Source organism: Pseudomonas sp. P9_35 (assembly GCF_034008205.1).
GTDB lineage: Bacteria > Pseudomonadota > Gammaproteobacteria > Pseudomonadales > Pseudomonadaceae > Aquipseudomonas > Aquipseudomonas kilonensis.
The window spans coordinates 2,662,526-2,681,426 of record NZ_CP125373.1 but is presented as its reverse complement, the minus strand read 5'-3'; the positions used below and the strand labels follow the sequence as shown (position 1 = coordinate 2,681,426).

The 18,901-nt window shown below is 54.7% G+C and carries 15 protein-coding genes and 1 pseudogene; 4 read left to right on the top strand and 12 right to left on the bottom strand.

The window, feature by feature from the left end:
* Positions 1-228 precede the first annotated feature (228 nt).
* Positions 229-1,422: an EAL domain-containing response regulator gene (locus tag QMK47_RS11905; protein ID WP_320390248.1), complete on the bottom strand. Its 1,194-nt coding sequence runs from the start codon at positions 1,420-1,422 to the stop codon at positions 229-231.
* 320 nt (positions 1,423-1,742) lie between these two features.
* Between QMK47_RS11905 and QMK47_RS11900 the strand changes: the two genes are divergently transcribed.
* The 4 genes and pseudogenes from QMK47_RS11900 (at position 1,743) to QMK47_RS11885 (ending at position 7,164) form a co-directional block, all read left to right on the top strand.
* On the top strand, positions 1,743-2,159 hold the full coding sequence (locus QMK47_RS11900; protein ID WP_320390247.1) for a DUF4398 domain-containing protein: 417 nt from the start codon (positions 1,743-1,745) through the stop codon (positions 2,157-2,159).
* A gap of 11 nt (positions 2,160-2,170) precedes the next feature.
* The gene (locus QMK47_RS11895) at positions 2,171-2,944 is read left to right on the top strand and encodes an OmpA family protein (protein ID WP_320390246.1); all 774 of its coding nucleotides are present in this window, start codon (positions 2,171-2,173) and stop codon (positions 2,942-2,944) included.
* A gap of 140 nt (positions 2,945-3,084) precedes the next feature.
* A pseudogene (locus tag QMK47_RS11890) lies at positions 3,085-3,486 on the top strand (response regulator transcription factor); the annotation flags it as partial.
* Between the two features lie 81 nt (positions 3,487-3,567).
* Entirely contained in the window at positions 3,568-7,164 is a 3,597-nt protein-coding gene (locus tag QMK47_RS11885) for a transporter substrate-binding domain-containing protein (RefSeq protein WP_320390244.1), read from the top strand.
* 295 nt (positions 7,165-7,459) lie between these two features.
* On the opposite strand, the gene uilS is transcribed toward QMK47_RS11885, so the two are convergent.
* From uilS to QMK47_RS11830, 11 genes are all read right to left on the bottom strand, one after another.
* Entirely contained in the window at positions 7,460-8,329 is an 870-nt protein-coding gene (gene uilS / locus QMK47_RS11880; RefSeq protein WP_320390243.1) for a UilS family quorum-quenching N-acyl-homoserine lactonase, read from the bottom strand.
* Between the two features lie 944 nt (positions 8,330-9,273).
* Positions 9,274-9,948 (bottom strand): hypothetical protein, encoded by a 675-nt coding sequence (locus QMK47_RS11875; protein ID WP_320390242.1) that lies wholly within the window; start codon positions 9,946-9,948, stop codon positions 9,274-9,276.
* A 1,501-nt stretch (positions 9,949-11,449) separates the two neighbouring features.
* Entirely contained in the window at positions 11,450-12,076 is a 627-nt protein-coding gene (locus QMK47_RS11870; RefSeq protein WP_320390241.1) for a response regulator transcription factor, read from the bottom strand.
* A gap of 119 nt (positions 12,077-12,195) precedes the next feature.
* Positions 12,196-12,702: a reverse transcriptase domain-containing protein gene (locus QMK47_RS11865; RefSeq protein WP_320390240.1), complete on the bottom strand. Its 507-nt coding sequence runs from the start codon at positions 12,700-12,702 to the stop codon at positions 12,196-12,198.
* Between the two features lie 35 nt (positions 12,703-12,737).
* The gene (locus QMK47_RS11860; protein WP_320390239.1) at positions 12,738-13,280 is read right to left on the bottom strand and encodes a fimbrial protein; all 543 of its coding nucleotides are present in this window, start codon (positions 13,278-13,280) and stop codon (positions 12,738-12,740) included.
* A 14-nt stretch (positions 13,281-13,294) separates the two neighbouring features.
* On the bottom strand, positions 13,295-13,786 hold the full coding sequence (locus QMK47_RS11855; protein WP_320390238.1) for a fimbrial protein: 492 nt from the start codon (positions 13,784-13,786) through the stop codon (positions 13,295-13,297).
* Positions 13,783-14,265: a fimbrial protein gene (locus QMK47_RS11850; protein WP_320390237.1), complete on the bottom strand. Its 483-nt coding sequence runs from the start codon at positions 14,263-14,265 to the stop codon at positions 13,783-13,785. Before QMK47_RS11850 ends, QMK47_RS11855 begins: the two co-directional genes overlap by 4 nt.
* Positions 14,266-14,279: 14 nt before the next feature.
* Entirely contained in the window at positions 14,280-14,777 is a 498-nt protein-coding gene (locus QMK47_RS11845; protein WP_320390236.1) for a fimbrial protein, read from the bottom strand.
* A 9-nt stretch (positions 14,778-14,786) separates the two neighbouring features.
* The gene (locus QMK47_RS11840) at positions 14,787-15,425 is read right to left on the bottom strand and encodes a fimbrial protein (protein ID WP_320390235.1); all 639 of its coding nucleotides are present in this window, start codon (positions 15,423-15,425) and stop codon (positions 14,787-14,789) included.
* A 38-nt stretch (positions 15,426-15,463) separates the two neighbouring features.
* The gene (locus QMK47_RS11835; RefSeq protein ID WP_413817775.1) at positions 15,464-16,216 is read right to left on the bottom strand and encodes a fimbria/pilus periplasmic chaperone; all 753 of its coding nucleotides are present in this window, start codon (positions 16,214-16,216) and stop codon (positions 15,464-15,466) included.
* 91 nt (positions 16,217-16,307) lie between these two features.
* Positions 16,308-18,824, bottom strand: a complete 2,517-nt coding sequence (locus QMK47_RS11830) for an outer membrane usher protein (RefSeq protein WP_320390234.1) — start codon at positions 18,822-18,824, stop codon at positions 16,308-16,310.
* Positions 18,825-18,901: the final 77 nt, after the last annotated feature.

The window sequence follows — 18,901 nt, the reverse complement described above, 5'->3', positions numbered from 1 at the left end:
AGACAGCTTTCGGCCGAAAGCAGCTAGTCGACATGAGTGCAAACATTTCACAGGCACAAAAAAAAGCCACTCATCTGAGTGGCTTTTTTCTAAATCTTGGAGCGGGAAACGAGATTCGTATCTGGCGTCCGACTCATTGAAATATAAGGGGTTTCTTTTCTTGCCGGGGCAGGAAAAGACTTAATTCTGGACTTGTTTTTGGGGTGTATCAAGAGACAAAAAATCCAGTCACAGGGCAAGTCCCGCCGCCTTTATCCAGCCGAGAAAATCCGCCTCCCCCATCGGTCGGGCGTACCAGTAGCCCTGCCCCAAAGCGCATTGCATCTCTAACAGCATGAGCAATTGCTCCTCTGTCTCGATCCCCTCAACAACCAAGCTCATATCCAGGCTCTGCGCCAGAGCCAGCGACGCGCGAACAACAGCGCGACATCGCGGCTGGCTCATCAGAGCCCGGGTAAAGTGTCCATCGAGCTTGATCTGATTGAACGGCAACTCGCAAAGGCGCTGCAACGAAGAGTACCCCGCGCCGAAATCATCAATGGCCAGATTGCAGCCCATCATACGCAGGCGTACGAGGTTTTCGAGGCATGTGGCGGAGGCTTCGACCAACCCGGTTTCAGTGATTTCGATCGTTAACAGACTGGAAGGGATCTGATGATCTTCCAGCGCTTGTTTAATATTGCCAACGATCTCACTCGAGCCCAGTTGGGCCGGCGAAAGATTGAATGCCAACTCCAGCGATTCCCCCTGCTCCAGCAACTGCTTTTGCAGTTTCATTCCTTGCTCGAGCAGTTGAAAGAAAACCTCATCGAGCAACCCATCACTCTCAAGAGCAGAAAGAAACGCGGCGGGCGCAAGCGTTCCCCGATCTGGATGGCGCCACCTCACCAGTACCTCGGCACCGCTGCAGGTTTTAGTATCCAGACGAAATTTGGGCTGATAGAACGCAACGAACTCCGCATCGCGTACGCCCCTCCTGATGTCATCCATACCGAGCGGCTCTGGCGTGCGCGATAAAGCCGTCGCCTTCGGCTGCTGGTGCGCCAGATACGCTTCGAGCATGGGGCGCAACACCTGCAATTGCGCCGGTTTTCCCATGTCGCCCAGCACAAGCAGGCCCTGCCAATGCGCCATCTGCTGAACGGCTCGACGCAGCTCCGCGTCTACGGCGCTGTACAGGATCACAGCGTGAATCAAACCCTCCTGGCTGGCATGGCGCAAGAACTCGAGCCCGTCCATGCCCGGCATTTGCAAGTCACACACTACGATGTCTACGGGACCTTGGGTGCGGAGCAGTTGCAAAGCGCTGCCTCCGTCCTGAGCCGCAAGCACATCCACGCACCCCAGCGACCGCAACTGCTCCACGGCCAGAACACGCTGAGCAAAATGGTCCTCTAACACGATGACACTTAGCGTATCCACGGGTGAACTCCTGGATCATGGGTGATGGGCATATTTAAGAATCGGACCGACTAACACCAAGAATATAAACGTACACATCAAATTCCTGCATTACGTTTTCACACCCAAGGAAGCCTGGCAAGCGCGAATATCACGCGTTCTCTCAACAGCCCTGGCTGTAGTTGCCCCCAAGAATGAGCGCGACACGCTTGTGGGAAATTTCTCATCGCTTTATTGAAAAACCCTGCATCCACAATTTGACGGGAAATATATTCTGAAGCCAAAGCAGCGCTGAATAATTATTGAACAAAACTAACCCCCGTTAAACATTGGAGCATTCAATGTATTTTCAACCTGTATACCGCCGTGCTCTTCGCGGCACTTTTCTGGCAAGTGCATTGGTGACCATTGGCGCATGCGCTGAACTTCCCCTCCCCGATCAGCAAATGTCGATGTCCCGGGACGCAGTGAATCGCGCCGTCTCCGCCGAAGCGACTCAATACGCACCGCTGGAGATGAAGTCCGCGCAAGACAAGTTGTTCCAGATGGAACGCGCGGCAGGCGAAAGAAACGCGGTTGCTGCCCGCCTGCTGGCCGAACAAGCAGAAGTTGACGCCAATCTCGCCGAGCGAAAGGCCTATGCCGCCAAGCAAGCTCAGCTGCTGAAACAATCCAAGAACGGCATCCAAGTGCTCAAAAAAGAGATGCTTGAAAATCCCGACTCCGTTACTGGCTTCTCGCCAACTGACTCTCACTAAAAGGCCCTTTCATGCATCCTAAACTGACCCTGCCGATGGTTTCGGCATTGGCCATGCTGCTGGCCGGCTGCGCCGCAACACCTGAAAACGAAAACCTGCTCCAGGCCCGCGGCGCGCTTGCATCACTTCTGTCGAAGCCTGAATCAAACACAATGGCCCCCATCGAAACCAAGGCTGCTTTCGACGCTGTCGCCAAAGCCGACTTGGCGTCCAACCAGAATCGCACCTCGCCAGACATCGACCAGCTCGCTTACATCGCCAGCCAAAAAGCGGCCCTTGCCGAGCAGACTATTCTTGGCCGCCAAGCCGAAGCCGGCTTGAAAGCCATCGATGCAGAACGCATCCAGGTTCAGCTCGATGTCCGAACCCAACAGTTGAAAGCCATGCAAGCCATGAAGGCAAAGCCGTCTGATCGTGGGCACGTTGTCACGTTTGGTGATGTTCTATTTGACACGGGCAAGTCCGTACTCAAGTACACAAGCCAGCGAGACATCCAACAACTGGCCAGCTTCCTCAACGAAAACCCTGAGCGCAAAGTACGCGTCGAGGGATTTACCGATAATACCGGTGGCGAACTGCTTAACCTGCGCTTGTCCGAACAACGTGCCGCTGCCGTGTCCCGCGCACTGGAGAAACAAGGTATTGGTGCTGAACGTATATCTATCAAAGGCTACGGCATGGAATTCCCGATTACCGATAATGGTACCGCCCAGGCACGCCAATTAAACCGGCGGGTTGAGGTCATCATTTCCAACGGTTCCGATAAGGTCCGCGCGCGCATCTGATTGATGCAGCGTCAACCAAGGGGAGCGCCCATCAAGGCCATCCCCCTGGTTTCCAAGAGATTGCACTTTCCCAGCGAACCCCAACAGCCTGCCGCAGGCGTGCGGCCTCTTCCCAACCAAAAACCTGGAACCGCTATCTTATGCTTGGGGCTGCTCCTTACACTGCCATAATTGCCGATAACCACCCCATTATCCGCCTCGCCATTCGCGCCCTAATGACCCGACACGGGCACATCGTAGTCGCCGAAACCGATAACAGCATCGAAACGTTTCAACTGGCCCGAATCCATGCTCCCGACATCATCATTCTTGATTTGAATACACCGCACCCACACGGACTTTCGGCATTAGATCTTTTACAATCCCTGCCGGTTCAGGCGGCAATTTTGGTATTCAGTGATTTCGTAAACGATGATTATGCAATCCGTTGCTCGGCCCTAGGGGCCGCTGGCTTTGTGAGCAAGCAGGCTGAACTGCGCGAGTTGCTGAGCGCGATTAACGCCATCCTGCAGGGCTATAGCTATTTCCCCGGTCAACTGCTAAAACGCCTCTAGACCTCCCACGCTTTCCTCCCCGCCCCGAAACTGCGCTGCATTGCACGCAATGTTAACTCTGGAGCCTTGATGCCCCGCCTGTCACTCATTTTGTGGTCTCTATTGATTGCGGTCGCTCCTGCCCACAGCGCACCCGGCGAAACGCTGAGTCTACTCAGTCACGCCCTTCCCCATTTTGAGGAACTGAAACTCAGCGAGGACGATTGGCGATGGCTGCGATGGAAGCGCGAGCTGGTGATCGGCACCGCCATTCCGGACTATCCACCGTTCGAAATGACCAATAGTACCCATGACTACGAAGGCATAACGGCAGACTACATCAGCACCGTTGCCCACTCGTTGGGAGCAAGCGTTCGGGTGCGCCGCTATCCCGACCACTTGCAACTCCTCGACGCACTAGCCAAAGGGGAAGTGGATCTGATCAATAGCGTTGAGCAAGACGAAAGCCACACCGACCTGCTGTTGAGCAAAAACTATGTGATTGGCCGACCAACACTGGTTTCGCGTATTGGAGAAACCCCGCCACTCACCGAGAAACTCAAGGGACAACGACTGGCCATCCGGCAGGACTACCTCCATCGAGACGAGGTGCAACGCCTGTATCCGCAAGCGATCATTCAAACTTACCCCTCGGAAGAAAGCGCTTTAGCGGCGGCTGCCTTCGGCCAAGCGGACGTCTCATTGAACGAGGCGGTATCCGCGCAATTCCTGATATCCAACACTTATTCAAATTACGCTCAAATCGTTCACACGGGTGAGCCGACGTCATCGGGGTTTAGCTTCGCCGTACGCAAAGATAATCAGCGCTTGCAACATATTCTGAACGTGGCGCTGGATGCGATTCCCAAAAGCCAGACTCAAAGCATCCTGCGTCGCTGGGGCGATAAGTTGTTGCTCAGCCTTGATAAAACCGAGTTGACGAGCGGTGAAGAACTTTGGATCAAGCAGCACCCAAGCGTCACTATTGCCGTGAACCGCTACCTGGCACCGCTTTCCTATTTCGATGCCAACGGGAATTACCTGGGGGTGACTCCCGAATTACTCTCGATCATCAAAGCGAAGACAGGCCTGGATTTCAAAATCGAGCCGTTCTCAAGCGAGAAGGAAAAATACGAGGCCATACAGCGTAATGAAGTGCAAGTCGTAGCGGACTCACTACTGACTCCGGAGCGCAGTTCCTTTTTACTGTTCACTCGCCCTTACATGTTTTCGCCTTTTGTACTCATTACGCAGGATCAGCCATCGCCCCCACAAAGCCTTAATGCCATGAGCGGGAAGACCTTGAGCATTACCGCCGATCACCCACTGATTCCGTTTTTTCGAGAAAAGTTTCCCGAAATCAAGCTATTGGAGGTTCGGAGTAACGCAGAAGGTTTAGCTCACACAAAAAACAGGGAGTCGGATGCCACCCTTCAATCAGCAATGCTCGCAAACTATAATTTGCCACGCATAGAAGAAGACAAGCTTAAAGTCGCTTTTTCCATCGAATCGCAAGTTGCGACAGCCGCATTCGCTACCCGCCGCGACCAGATTGAACTGCACAGCATTTTGGATAAAACCCTACGTAGCATTCCTCCTGATGCAATCAAGGAACTGACCAGTCGCTGGCGCACCAACGGAGAAATAGTGCCGCCGTCGTGGCGAGACTATCGCGACGTGATTTACCCCATCGTTGCCGGCTCGGCAGCCCTGTTGTTGATTGCACTGGCCTGGGGCGCATACATGCGCAACCAAATCAGTCAGCGCAAGCAAGCCAAGCGCGCACTGAGTCATCAAATACGGCTGATGGATGCCTTGATTAACGGCACGCCGCACCCGATCTATGTCCGCGACCTGAACCGGCGTCTATTGATTTGCAACGACAGCTATCTCCAAGTGTTGAATGCCGACCGCGAGAGCGTGATCGGAAAAACCATCGATCAAACCGGATTAAAGAAAACTGCCTCCATTGACGCGGCCTACCAAGCTATCCTGGCCGGCGGCGATTCGCTTTTGCAGGACCGCGAAATTCATATCAACGGAAAGCGCCTGAGCATCTATCACTGGCTGGTCCCCTTTCGTGACGAGGAAGGCGCTATTCAAGGCATCATCGGCGGCTGGCTGGACATCAGCGAGCGCGAACTTCTGCTCGAGGAACTGCGCCAGGCCAAGGAAGATGCCGTTGACGCCAGTCACGCCAAAACGACCTTTCTGGCGACCATGAGCCATGAAATCCGCACCCCCATGAGCGCCGTTATCGGCATGCTCGAACTGACCCTCAAACGCGCCGACCAGGGCCAACTCGACCGCCCATCCATTGAGGTCGCCTATCGCTCCGCGCGCAGTCTGTTGGATTTGATCGGCGATATCCTGGACATCGCCCGCATCGAGAGCGGGCACCTTAGCCTGAGCCCGGAACGTGCCAATCTGCGCGAACTGATGGAATCGGTCATTCGTGTATTCGACGGACTGGCCAGGCAGAAAGGTCTGCACCTGGTGCTGGAGATCGACAACCACGCCAATTGCGATGTGTTGGTCGACCCTCTACGCTTCAAGCAAGTGCTGTCCAACCTGATCAGTAACGCAATTAAATTCACCGCGCACGGCAGGGTTCAGGTGTCGCTTCTGGCTCAACCTGTCGATCACGAAAAACTACAGGTGTCGCTCTCAATACAGGACGACGGGATAGGTATCTCAGTCGAAGATCAACAGCGCCTGTTCCAGCCTTTCAGTCAGGTGGCTGACAACGGTCAGCAGGCCCGCTCGGGGACCGGTCTCGGCCTGGTGATATCCAAGACCCTATGTGAAATGATGGGCGGGAAGCTGACACTTGAAAGCCAGCCAGGGGCAGGCACCTGCATTGATATCCAACTCCTGCTGAACACGCTCGAGCCCGTGTCAATGCCCATGCAGCTCACCGCCTCCCCTGCGCAACCCACCCATAAATCCTCACTGCATGTATTGGTGGTGGACGACAACCAAGCCAACCGTCAACTACTGGGTGAGCAGTTGAAATTTCTCAACCACTCCTTGGCCCAGGCGGAAGACGGCGCGCAAGGATTGCAGGCGTGGCGACAGGGAGTCTTCGACGTGGTCATCACCGACTGCAATATGCCCGTCATGAGCGGGTATGACCTGGCCCGGCAGATTCGGCAGATCGAACGAGAAGAAGGTCGCGCCCATACGCCTGTGTTTGGCTTCACCGCCAACGTCATGCAGGAAGAACACCAACGCTGTGAAAACGCGGGCATGGATGGCTGCATTTTCAAACCGATTGAACTGTCCGCCCTGGAGCGACGCCTCGACCAGCTATCGCCTCTGCCCCGTTTGTCCAAGCCATCCACGCAGCCGGAGCATTTTGACGCCGACGAGCTCGACCACCTCACTGGCGGCGATCCGCAGACTATTCAACGGGTGCTGCAAGGGTTACTGGAGAGTAACAGACAGGATCTCGCGCAACTCAGGGCCGTGCTCAGTAGCGACAGCAGCCGCGGTGCGCTGGAGCTGGCCCACAGAGTCAAAGGCGCGGCTCGCATTATCAAGGCACGCGCATTGATTGGGCATTGTGAGCAGCTGGAGCAGGTGTGCCGGCAGTCGGCCGAGTTTGCGCAAGTTAAAGCCATACTCATCAATCTAGAGCAATCGATGGTCGAGCTTGAAAGTGAATTGCTTGATCAGCAGACATGACAGAGGCGAGCAGGAACAATTGTGAAGTGATGCGTTGAAGGTGTGAGAACCCAGGCCTCAACGCCAAGAGCCTAGGTATCTACACAACTTCTAAAAGCTGCCACCCGTGGTGAGCGGACTGGCCCCAATGCCAGTCAGTCAAGGGCGAACACTGTACTTGTGGCGAGGGAGCTTGCTCCCGTTGGACTGCGCAGCAGTCCCATTCGTTGTAAACAAAGAGAGGGGCCGCTCCGCGACCCAGCACAGGCGGTGCGACAATTCGACAAGCCCGCTCACCACAACAGCCAATTCGCCATTAAAGGAACTGCCTGAACCACTCAATCTGACGACCGATCACGGCAGAAAACATATCCCCCTCGTAAACATCATAGTGTCGAGCCTGGTTAACCAGATAAAACGCTTTATCACCCGCAAGCGCCTCGTAAAGGTCCTCTGCCTGACTGGGCGGATTAACCTCATCCAGCTCCGCCGCGACAATAAGCGTCGGCTGGGTCACCCGCGCCGCCGCGTTAATCGGCTTGTAATTGAGCATTTCCCGGACCGTTAAATAAGGGATCTTGACGTTTAACTGAGGAAAGTCATCTTTGTACTTGTTAAAAAATGCGCGAGAGTCGCTGTCACTCATGACCTTGGGAATGGGAACGAACAACTCCCGGCCCGAGGTTTCCTTTTTTTGCTGCATGGTTTCCAAAGAAGACAGGAACTTCTGTTTTTCTTCCTCACCCATTTCACCGGTTATTAATGATTCACCATCGGCAAACGGTAGTTGACTGACCACGCACTTCACGTCGCCATTACCAGCGGCCGCACTTATGGCATGACAACCGCCCAGCGAGGTACCCCACAACCCGATACGCTCTGCATCGAATTGAGGTTGCCGTTTTACCCACTCAATCACCGCCAGGACATCTTCTACCTGTGCGGCAGGCACCAATCGGCCGGGCTCGCCTTCACTTGCGCCGAAACTTCGGTAGTCGAAGGTGACTGCGCAGAAACCGGCATCGGCAAACGCCTGGGCGAAAGCCGGTAGAAGGATTTGTTGGATGCCACAAAATCCGTGGCAGAGGATTATGACTGGGGCGGGATAGAGAGACGAGGTTCGATAAACTCGCCCGGCTAGGGCGAGTGGGAGGTGGGGGATTTCGATATGTTGACATCGTGTCATTGCTCTATACCTGCGGTTAATTTCATGCTTGATATTTAATATGCTTATAATCCGCCGGACGCCTGTATCCATTACAGGCGCATAAAGGGGGCTTCCGCACACATAAAGGAATTGTGATGGTCATCAATTGTGACCTCTTAGTGCATTTTCTTCGGATACGGATGCGACCGTGATTGAAGTTTAAATACACAAAAAATATTTTAACGACGATCCTATTAGTTCAGCACTCCCTGCGACCCTCAATATTTGAGGCGTCAACACTAGTCAGTTAGCCAGTAGACAGCGTCGGACCTATTGGGGGCGTACCTTCACAGACCATAGTTTCGGGTTGCCCCAATTACCAGCCATGCGGCGAGCCCCCATGGCTCAACTTTGCATTACTAATACCGCCATTGATTGGTTATTCCCACGCTTATCCCCGGGTGCCGCGTAGTGCGACGCCGGAATTGTTCCGGCAGTTTGGCCTTAGCCACTTACCCCCCAGTAGCCCGCGCCCTATTAAATGCTCAATCCAAAACGTCCTTCCACGGTAACCATCGGCGACTACGCCCGGGCAGATGCGCCAGAAGCGGAGGAGGAGATATCTCACCAAACACATGCACCGCCCACAGGGGGCGTGGTTCATCTTGCGATCCCGCACGCCCCCCCCCCGATAATCCGGGCGATACATATATATGGCACAGCGCACCGCCGCCGATTCGCACTCGGGCAGTCATGGAGCTGGTTACGACTACGTCCTCATCGTTATCGTGCGTTTGCGGCTAGGACGTGTCTCCGTCCACCTCTGCCCCCTTAACGATGTACTTAAGTGCGAGGGCCCCGCCCATTTGTGCGGGCCCCGAAGGTATCGTGCTACGCCGCTGCGGGTGACGATCCTTTCGCGGCTCGATGCACAGTTCACGTTCGTACGCGGAAGCCCGGGCCCGTGTCCGGTTCAGCAAGGATCATTCAGGAGTTACCGTCACGACGGCGGTACCGACATATTCTCCACCCGGAATTCGCTCCGACCCGGTGTCGTCTAGCTCAACTTCGGTTTGGTATGCCCCCCCAGCGGGGCCCACCAATGCTCGGATCCCGCCAACCCCGTCCACCCCATCCACTGTCATCTTCCCTTTCAGCCCGAACGCACGATCGAACGAGACCGTCCCCCCTTCTCCGAACCCTACGGCGGTGACCCTTACGGCAGAGGTGTTCGGCACGCACATCACAGTGATCTCCCCCCTACCCCGTGCTCCAGACACCGACACGGAATCAACATGCCCCACGGTTATGTCGGTAGCGTTCACGGAGCACGATTGAGGAATCGGCGAGCCGGTATCCCCGACGATCGATACCCCCGCCATGTTCCGACCGTCCTCGGCCACTTCCCCGCCTAGCACGTACATTCCGGTCTTGTAGTCGCATGTCTTCGGACTGGACTCCGGTATCCACGGTTTGAGCGGCACACCCCCGACGCTAAGGGCTTTCGCCATTGCCCGGTCATAGGTTGTTGCCCCCGGCATGTCTTTCGCGTCGCCGATCGGTTCGGAGGAGTACCGGATCAGCTCTATAACGCCGCTCGGGCTGCGAGTACACGTCACGAAATACATAGCCCGGGTCTGCCCGCGTCCGATGGGCATCTGCCCCTGTCCAGTCGCCACCTCCCCCGCGGCCGATGCCATGCAGGGTGACCAACCCGTCCCGCCGCATTGGCGGTACTCCGGCGCCCAACCACCGAACGGCCAGTAGAGCACAGGGCGCAGAGGTTCCGGCGCAGATTCAGCCGACCCTCCCCACCCGACGGCGGCGACGCTCACAGTGAGGGCGAGCACAGTTTGTAGCGAGATCATATCTGCCTCCGTATCCCCGGCCCCGGTCGCCGCCGCACGGTGGCGACACATGACCAGGCCGGAGCATCTTAGTCGCGCAGCTCCCCCCCCCGCGATAGACAAGTTGTGTTGGGGGGGCGTGCTCGTAAAGCTTCGCTAACGCCTCGATTTATCCACGTAGAACATCAGTCCTTCGTCTCGCAGGGGCTTGTCATAAAACGAATCCTATCGATCCAAAGGGCAACAGTTCTCGTGGGAATACTTTCCTGAAAAACAGGAAACAGTATCTTTTGACGAAAGAAAAAAAGCCGCAGGACGCATCAGCTCTTCCGACAGATATTTCCATATCCCACATAGAATTTTCTCACACAAAAAAGACCTCCACTTATACCCGCTAAATGAAGCATATACAGTACGCCCTCCCCCAATATTTATTCAGCCCTCAGGGCTCATACAGTAAACCGAACTAAAAACATCCGCACCACAAAAACCCGACCAGAAAAACATATACATTACGAATATAAATAACCAAAAAACAACACCACAAAATTTATCGAACTAGGTTGGAGCAACACTTTGAGCCACCCCTGCTCGGCGGCACGCGCAACATAAGCCGCATATTAGAAAACTCGTAACACTCTGCTGATGACCTTTAACTCCCCATTCAAGTTGTCTATAGCATCGAAAAAAAGCCACACGCCTGTATTCACCTATTTCTTGCTAGCAGCAACCACGCCATGGTATAGCTGCATAATTGCCAGCAAGAATCGTGATTTCGAAAGTTAGCTGGCATTGAAATTAACAGCGAAGCCCTCGAAAATTCGGAGTCTCACGCACTACAGTGCTCTCCAAAGGTGTACAAGATTCGGGCATTTGAACAAAATAACTAGCCTGACTCGCACTTACTTAACCTTCCCCGGATGTCGATTCCTCCTGACCTCAGTCCTTGCTTAGCAACGTGCATCAGCATGGGGTAAGGCTTATTAGTCTATCGTTTCATAGCACGCGGCCCAATCCTGCCAGCGCGCCTTCCAACAGATTTCTGGGCAATCAGCTCAGGCAGATTCAACATCTGATTTTTTACGATTCACTCGGTCCGAGTCATTGCTTGATCGATGTTTATTCGCAACTATCACCGTAGACCAAGGCCAGATTTTTCAGGCCTACCAGTTAAATAGTTGCTGAGCTAGTACCATTTACCATACCCTTAGTCTTAGTCTTAGCCTTATTTTAAAGTTGCGAACTTCACACGCAGACCATCAAAAATATGCCAGCCAACATCCAATAAAAAACCCAATGTTAGCTCAACCCATCAAACAACCAAATTCCGTTTCGCAAACCCACTCAACCCAACAACACTGCTTTCACCCAACTTATCCTGCAGGCGCTTTTTATAAGAGCTTACAGTCTTGTTATTAATTAAAAACTCATCAGCAATCTGCTTATTGGTATACCCCAAAGCCAGATACCGAAGAACTGTCAATTCACGATCAGACAAAGACTCCAACAGTTGAGACTCATCACGGTCCTGGCTGTTGTTACGAATGGATTTCAGCGCCTGATTCGGAAAAAAGCCATAGCCCGAGAGCACCGCTTTAATACCGGCAAGCAGTTCCGCTGTGTTCTCCTGCTTGTAAACATACCCATGAGCCCCTGCACGCATGCATCGCCCGGAAAAAAAAGCCGGGTCCTGACTGCTCAGCACCAACACCCTCGGAGGAGCGGGCAGCGTCTGGACACGGGCGATGACTTCCAGCCCCCCCAGCTTGGGAATGTCCAGATCAAGCAACATGACGTCCGGCTGCAAGTCACGCGCCATGCTGACCGCATCAACCCCGTTATCTGCCTCACCCACGACTTCATGACCATCCCGCTCCAACAACAAGCGCCCGGCCAAGCGAACAATCGGATGGTCATCGACGATTAAGATTTTTCCCATGGGACAATGCCTTTCAGGTTTGATGATTCAGGACCATATCTTACATTCCCGGCAGGCGATCCGCTTGACTCAACAGCCATGTTTCAAGCCGCCCCTTGGCTCAGCAGCAATTGCAGTGCTCAGACACGGGCGCTCACCGAAGATACCGCAGGCAACCCCTTGATAAGCCCCTCTGCCCAAAGACTCCATCGAGCATCGTATAACTGCATTCTTTCTTCGATGGCCGCCTTCGTCAGCCCCTGCGCACAACCCCGTGCGAAAAGCGCTTCTCGCTTCGCAAGACGGTTCGCTAAAGCTCGGGGCGCGATAGAGACGCCGTCAGGGGTAAACCAAACACCCAGCCAGTCGAATCCCCTGGCGACACGACCCAATTGGGTTTTATCTGGGTGAGTCTCAAAGCCGCCCTGATTAAAATAGCCATGCAGTCGCTTGATGGCCCGCCGCAAATGCCAGCGCTTATGGGTAAGCACCAAAAAGTCATCCATATAGCGGGCATAGAAGCTCCCGTCCAACGCCCCGAAATGGCAGTCCACGTGATACAACAAGCTAGCACCGATCAGAGGGCTCAACGCACATCCCCGACAGATACCGAACACTGGCGTATGGAACTCGCCAGCGTCTTCCACACTGTAATACAGCCAACTGCCAGTTCTTCCGAGCCTTATTCATATTCCAGGCTGAACATGGCCACCGCCTGAAAAGTCCCTTTTTCAATACTTTGATTAGCTAACGCCTGCGGCTCACCTTGAACATAGGCTTTGAGCTCGATCACATTATCCCCGGCCAACAATGGGTAACCTTGCCCGCTCTTGTTCAGCGGCAAGGCACGGCCATCGGCGGTTTCCATGCCTATCGCGATACCCGAGGCCTGGCTGGCGCCATCCAGCGCCAGCAGCCCCGGTAATGCCGGGCTTTCCACGCCACTGAACGTAATTTTCAGCATATTGCCCAGACTGAGATCACATTCTGTCAGGTGCAGTTGGAACGACTGCCCATGGGTACGCTGGTTCAAGTACAGGTACTTATCGATAACCGTACCGAAATCCAGCTTGATGTTTTCTTCGCCCGGCGGAATTACACAAGGCTCAGCCACCAGGGCGCCATGAAAGCGCATATTGTCCGCCGCGTGGGCGCACAGGCTGAGCAGCAGTGCTCCAGCCAGGACCAAACAGCGCCCGAGAAAAATTCCGTTAGTGTGTTGCATCGGCCCGCCTTTCCTTACTGGTAATCGGTCTGCAAGGTCGCCGTCGCCTCAAACGCCCCTTCAGTTAATGCACCGGCGTCCGGCTGCTGCACTGGTACTACTTCAAGCACCGGCAAGTGCTCAGGATCTATAGGAATCGGAGTGTCCAGAATAAACGGCTTGCCGTCCTGGAGCAGTCGAAGCCCCAACTGTTTTTTGTTGGTTTGCACGGCGGCATCATCGAATGAAGTCGCGACCCCGCTCACCGTCAAGCTCATGTCCCAGGCACCAGCGCCTTCTTCGCACTTCACCGTATAGTTCACTGACTGGAGGTAATTAATGCCATCAATTTTGTTAATCCCCAAACGATCACCAAAATCGACATCAATGGTCTGGCCGTCATTAATGGTGCAGGGCGGCGGCTCGATTAACGAACCTTGAAAATGGGTGTTTTCAGCGGCCAGCAGCGGCTCACGGGCAAACATTCCGGTCAACAATAGAGCGATCAGTCCGGTACCGCTGTTCATTGGTAATCCACCATCATTGTGGCCCCAGCGGAGAAGTCGCCTCCGGTCAATGTCGAACCGTCACGTTTGATGGGCACCGCCTGTAGCTGGGGTGTATTTGGGTAAGTCATATTGACCCAGGTATTCAGGGGGAAACGGGATCCGTTGCTCAACAAGGCAATGCCCAGATCGCCCTTATTGGTCAGCAGCGCCTCTTTGTCAAAGCCTGCTCCACTCCCCTGAATTTGCAGCTTCAGCGCGGTAGGTACGCCATCGGCGCATTCCAGGCTGTACCTCAATGGTTGTCGGTAATTAGTGCCGTCTACTCGCGTGGTCATGACTTCTTTACCAAAGTCCACGTCAATCGGTTGATCACCATTGATCACGCACGCTGGCGGTTCAACCAATGTGCCGTGAAGGTGCATATTTTCTTCTGCCCGCAGCATTGCTTGCGGCAACATCAACGCCAGCAGAACGGTCAACGCCAACTGTTGTTTCATCAACTTGCTCCCGCTTACTGGTAGTCCACCATCATCGTGGCCGCCGCCGAAAACTCGCCACCGGTCAGTACCTGGCTGCCACTTTTCACAGGCACAGCCTGCAGGATCGGCTTGTTCAGCCTGCTAAAATTGAACCAAGTGTTCATGGGCACAGGCTCGCCGTTTTTGAGAAAGGCGATCGCCAGGCCACTCTTGTTCGTACTCAGCAGATTCTTATCAGCGGCCGCGCCTTGGATTTGCATTTTCATGGCGTTGCCCTGGCCGCTGTCGCAATTGAGGGTGTAGTTCACTGTTTTCATATAATTGCTACCATCGACACGGGTGGTCATGACGTTATTGCCGAAGTCCACCTCAATAACTCGCCCGTCATTAATCACGCACGTTGGTGCAATGACCGTAACAGTCACATTGATGGTGGTCGTCGCCGGAGCTGCGTCCGCCAGCGCACTGCCCAGCAGCCACAGCCCTCCCACGAGCAGCTGGCAAACGGAGGATCCTCGCTTGGCAGTCATAGCCTCTCCCTACTCATAATCAAGACGAAAATCCACCTGAGCCCAATAGGCGCCAGGCTGCAAAGGCGCACTAGTGCGCTCGGGCGTCACGGTGTAGACCAACTCGTTTTGCCCAGGTGTGAGCAGTAAAGGCGCCCCGCGACTGCCCAGACGCACATCTCGCTGCGCCTCATCGGTCAGCCTCAGCGCCAAACCGGAAACACCGCGAACAGCAACCAGTTGCGGATTATCAACATCGGCAGGCGCCACAAAGCTCACCGAAACGGCTGGCTGGCTGGCACTCCATAGCAAGTTGCCAGTACGTGCATCACGATTGCGCGAAGCACTGCGCAAGCAGTCACGCAGCATCAAACTTACGACCACCGGCGTGGCGCGGTCACCCGCCCGTTGCAAGTGGCCGGTTCCCGCCCCCCCCAACCACACGTCTTGTCGGGCAGACTGCATATCGAGTCGGCAGGCACTCTCGGTCAATTCACCGCGTACACGCAGCACGCCATTGGCTCCGTCCACGTTCCAGTTGTCTGTGGCCCGCGCAGTTGGAGCCAGCATCGCCATCGCCCCAATCAGTAACGTCAGCCTCAATAACCGGTGCCGCCAATCTGAACCAGGAAGCTCAATTGACTTATGTCGTCTGGACATCTGATGCATGCACTGCTCCTAACTACTCGGGCTACTTGCCGTGGCCACTACTGATTTTTAACAGGCGTCGCTTTGCATTCATTGGCGGTGCAGTTGAACTGCAATTGCGGACGACCACCGTAGTCATTGACATAAGTAAGCACCGGGGTGTTACCCAGTAAGCCGGCCTTGGCCTTGAGCATGTCCTGGCTCTTGGGTGCGATCATCAACGGCTCAAAGCCATCCGCTGTTTTGCCTTTTACCGTGCTCACGGCATCCACGATCGTCACGTAATAAGGCGTCGGATTGTTGACCTGGTATTGATCGCCCTTGCGCGTCAATGTCAGCTGCTCTTGCCATGGCGCTACCGACTCGCCTTTGGTGGGAGTAATGGCCTTTGGGCGATAGAACATTTTGATACGTGTTTGCAGCGCAATCTGCAGCGTGTTCGGCTTGTCACTGCGAGGTGGAATTTCGCGCAGATTGAAGTAAAAAATCGACTCTCTGTCCTGTGGCAGCCGAGTCACCGCCGGCAAGCCTTGAACTTTGATTTGGCTTTTAGCCCCTGGCTCAACCCGCTGTACGGGCGGCAACACGACCAAGGGTGAGGTGATCTTGTTGCCATCGGCATCTTCGATCCAACCTTGGGCGAGGTAGGGCAACTGTTTATTTTCGTTGCTGATGTTCAAGCTCACGGATTTGTCCGCCCCGCTGAAGATGACCCGGGTACGGTCCAGGGCAATTGCCGCGTTGGAATATTGGCTGGCGAAAGTTGACAGCAGCACACCCCACGTCATTATCCATTTCATATTCAATGTCATCGCTTTGTACCTTTGTATAAGTCTTCGTCGGCGGCCGCCTGCCACAAGCAGAGGGAGGCCTTGCCCCCTCATCCGCTTTGGCGCAGCCGGGTTATGCTCCTTCTGCCAGGATTCGGCACGGCAGCAGCAGGTCCGTATCACTGTTCGGAAGCGTCTTCGGTAAGGCCAGCACGCATTGCGCACTTCCATTCCAGGTGACGGTCATCTGCTCATTGGGCTTAATGCCGCTCAAGTAGATGCTCCCGCCATCGTTCACTATCCCCACTTCCTGTTTCTTGCTGTTCAGTACCGTGGCGCCGAACGGCGGTGTAGTACCATCTGCCATGCGGATCACTGCCATGGCTTTTTCACCCGCCACTACATCGAATCGCCGATACCCGATCGCACCTTCCGTGAGTGTTGCCTGAGCCACCGAGCGCGTCGCTTCAGCGTTATCGGGCAGCGCATTGAGATCAATGCTCACCTTGTTGCGGTAGTAGCTGCTCACATCCGCCACGACAGCCTTGCCGAACCGGTTGGTGTTGCTGGTCGCTCCGTAACCGCGAACCGGTATGTCTGGAACGCCGTCCGTGTCCAACAGAATCCGGGTACCACCCTGAACACCGGAACGATGAAGTGCACCGCCCTGCGCCGTGACGGTCGCCCCGCCTTGCAACGACATGCCAACCGAAGAATAGCTACCCTCTTGATAGCTCGCGCTGGCATTAACCTGCGCCACATCCCCCCGATGGCTGAGGTAGCCGCTAGCCGTCGAACCACTGCTGCCCTGCCCGACATTTAGGCTGTAGCTGTCATGATCGCCCAGTCGGTTGTAGTAGCCGACCTGATGATTCGTATTATTGCGATTCCACGAATTGTTGTAGCTGATCGAACCTGCTCCATCCCAAGGCATCGACAACGATAAATACATGCCGTCATCGGTAACGTTGTTATAGAGACTGCGATAGGCCGTGAACGAAACGCTTAGATTTTTAAACCGCCCTGCATCGAAGTAACGCGACAGGGTCAGGTTATAACGATCACTGTCCGGGCTTCCCCAATACGTCTGATGCGTATAGTTCACATAGGCGCTCAGCCCCGATTCGCGAAACTGCTTGTTGAAGGTGGCGGTGTACATCTCCTTACTGCTCTGCGTACGCTGACCAAAGGTTTGCGCATCCAGATACTCGCTCATACTCATGAAGTCTTGATCTGAAAATCGATAACCCGCGAACGTCACCTGACTGTCAAACTCATCGAAATTCTTCGAATAGTTCAGACGATAAGACCTTCCGGATAAACGACCTTCTTCTGGCACGGTGGCAAACGACTGGGTGACGTCAAGCGATACAGCACCGAACTGCATCAGGTCACGCCCGATACCGACAGCCGCAGCGGCATAATCACCACCGGCCATCCCACCACCGAACAGCGACCAGCCATTGCTCACCCCCCAGGAAAACTCCCCAGCCCCAAAGACCGGGCCGTTGGCTTGATGCTGCCAATCGGACGGGCGACCGGCCGAAACCTTGTAACGGACAGAGCCGGGACGCGCCAGATAGGGAATATTCGCAGTGTTAATCGTGAACGCCTGGACACTCCCATCCTGCTCCTCAACCCTGACGTCCAACTCCCCCGACACAGCGCCGTTGATATCCTGAATACGAAACGGGCCGGCGGCGACCTGGGTTTCATACAGCACCCGCCCCTGCTGACTGACCGTCACTGTTGCGTTTGAACCAGCCACTCCAGTCACTTCCGGAGCGTAGCCCCGCAGGTTGGGAGGTAACATCTGGTCATCACTGACCAAACTAGCGCCGGCGAAACGAAAGTTGTCGAAAAGGGAGGTACTCAGATAGTCCTCACCCACCGTTAACTTGGCGCCCAGCTCAGGAATCGCGCGATAGGCGTAGTAACGGCTCCAATCCAGACTTTTCTGCGGCGAGGAGCCTGAGCCCGCCTGATCGTCGTACCGAGCCTGCCAGTCCGCACGCAACCGCCACGCCCCCAGGTTAGCCCCCACAACGCCGTTACCACTGAGGCTATTAGCCTGGCCGCCCTGGCGCTGCTGATGCCGGGTCTGGGCATTCAAGTTGTAGTCGAAGATGACACCGGAAATACCCTCATCCCAGCGCGAGGGTGGATCCCAGTTATCAGATGTGTATTCGAGGAATGCTTGCGGAATACCGACATACAGCGAAGCACTGCCCAACTCACCTCGACTGGACATACCCTGGAGACTGCCAATGAACAAACATTCTCCTTGATGCCACCATACCAACTGTTTTTTCGCGTCAGGCTTTAATCCAAATTGCTCAACCAGTTCCGGACTGATACAGGCTTCACTGCCATCAGGATCATCTTCAGGTGGATAAAACGCAATTGACTGCTCCGGCAGCTCTTGCTTGTTGACATGCACGGTCATGACATAAGTGCCCGGCATGATGTAACCACTTCGAGCAAACTGTCCCAGATCAAAGTTTGCGCGATCCGCTAAGTCGAGCACATCGCTATTGAATTCAATATTATCTGCGCAGACAACAGATGAGCCACCCACGAGCAAAGCCATCACAGGCAGGACCAAAGGTCGCAAACGAAAACATGACAAGCCCGACACTGGGAACATCATAAGCCTCAGACTTCTTTATTTTTAACCATGCGCAATGCAACCGCTTCAAAGCCGATACATCGCCTGTATAAGGAGTT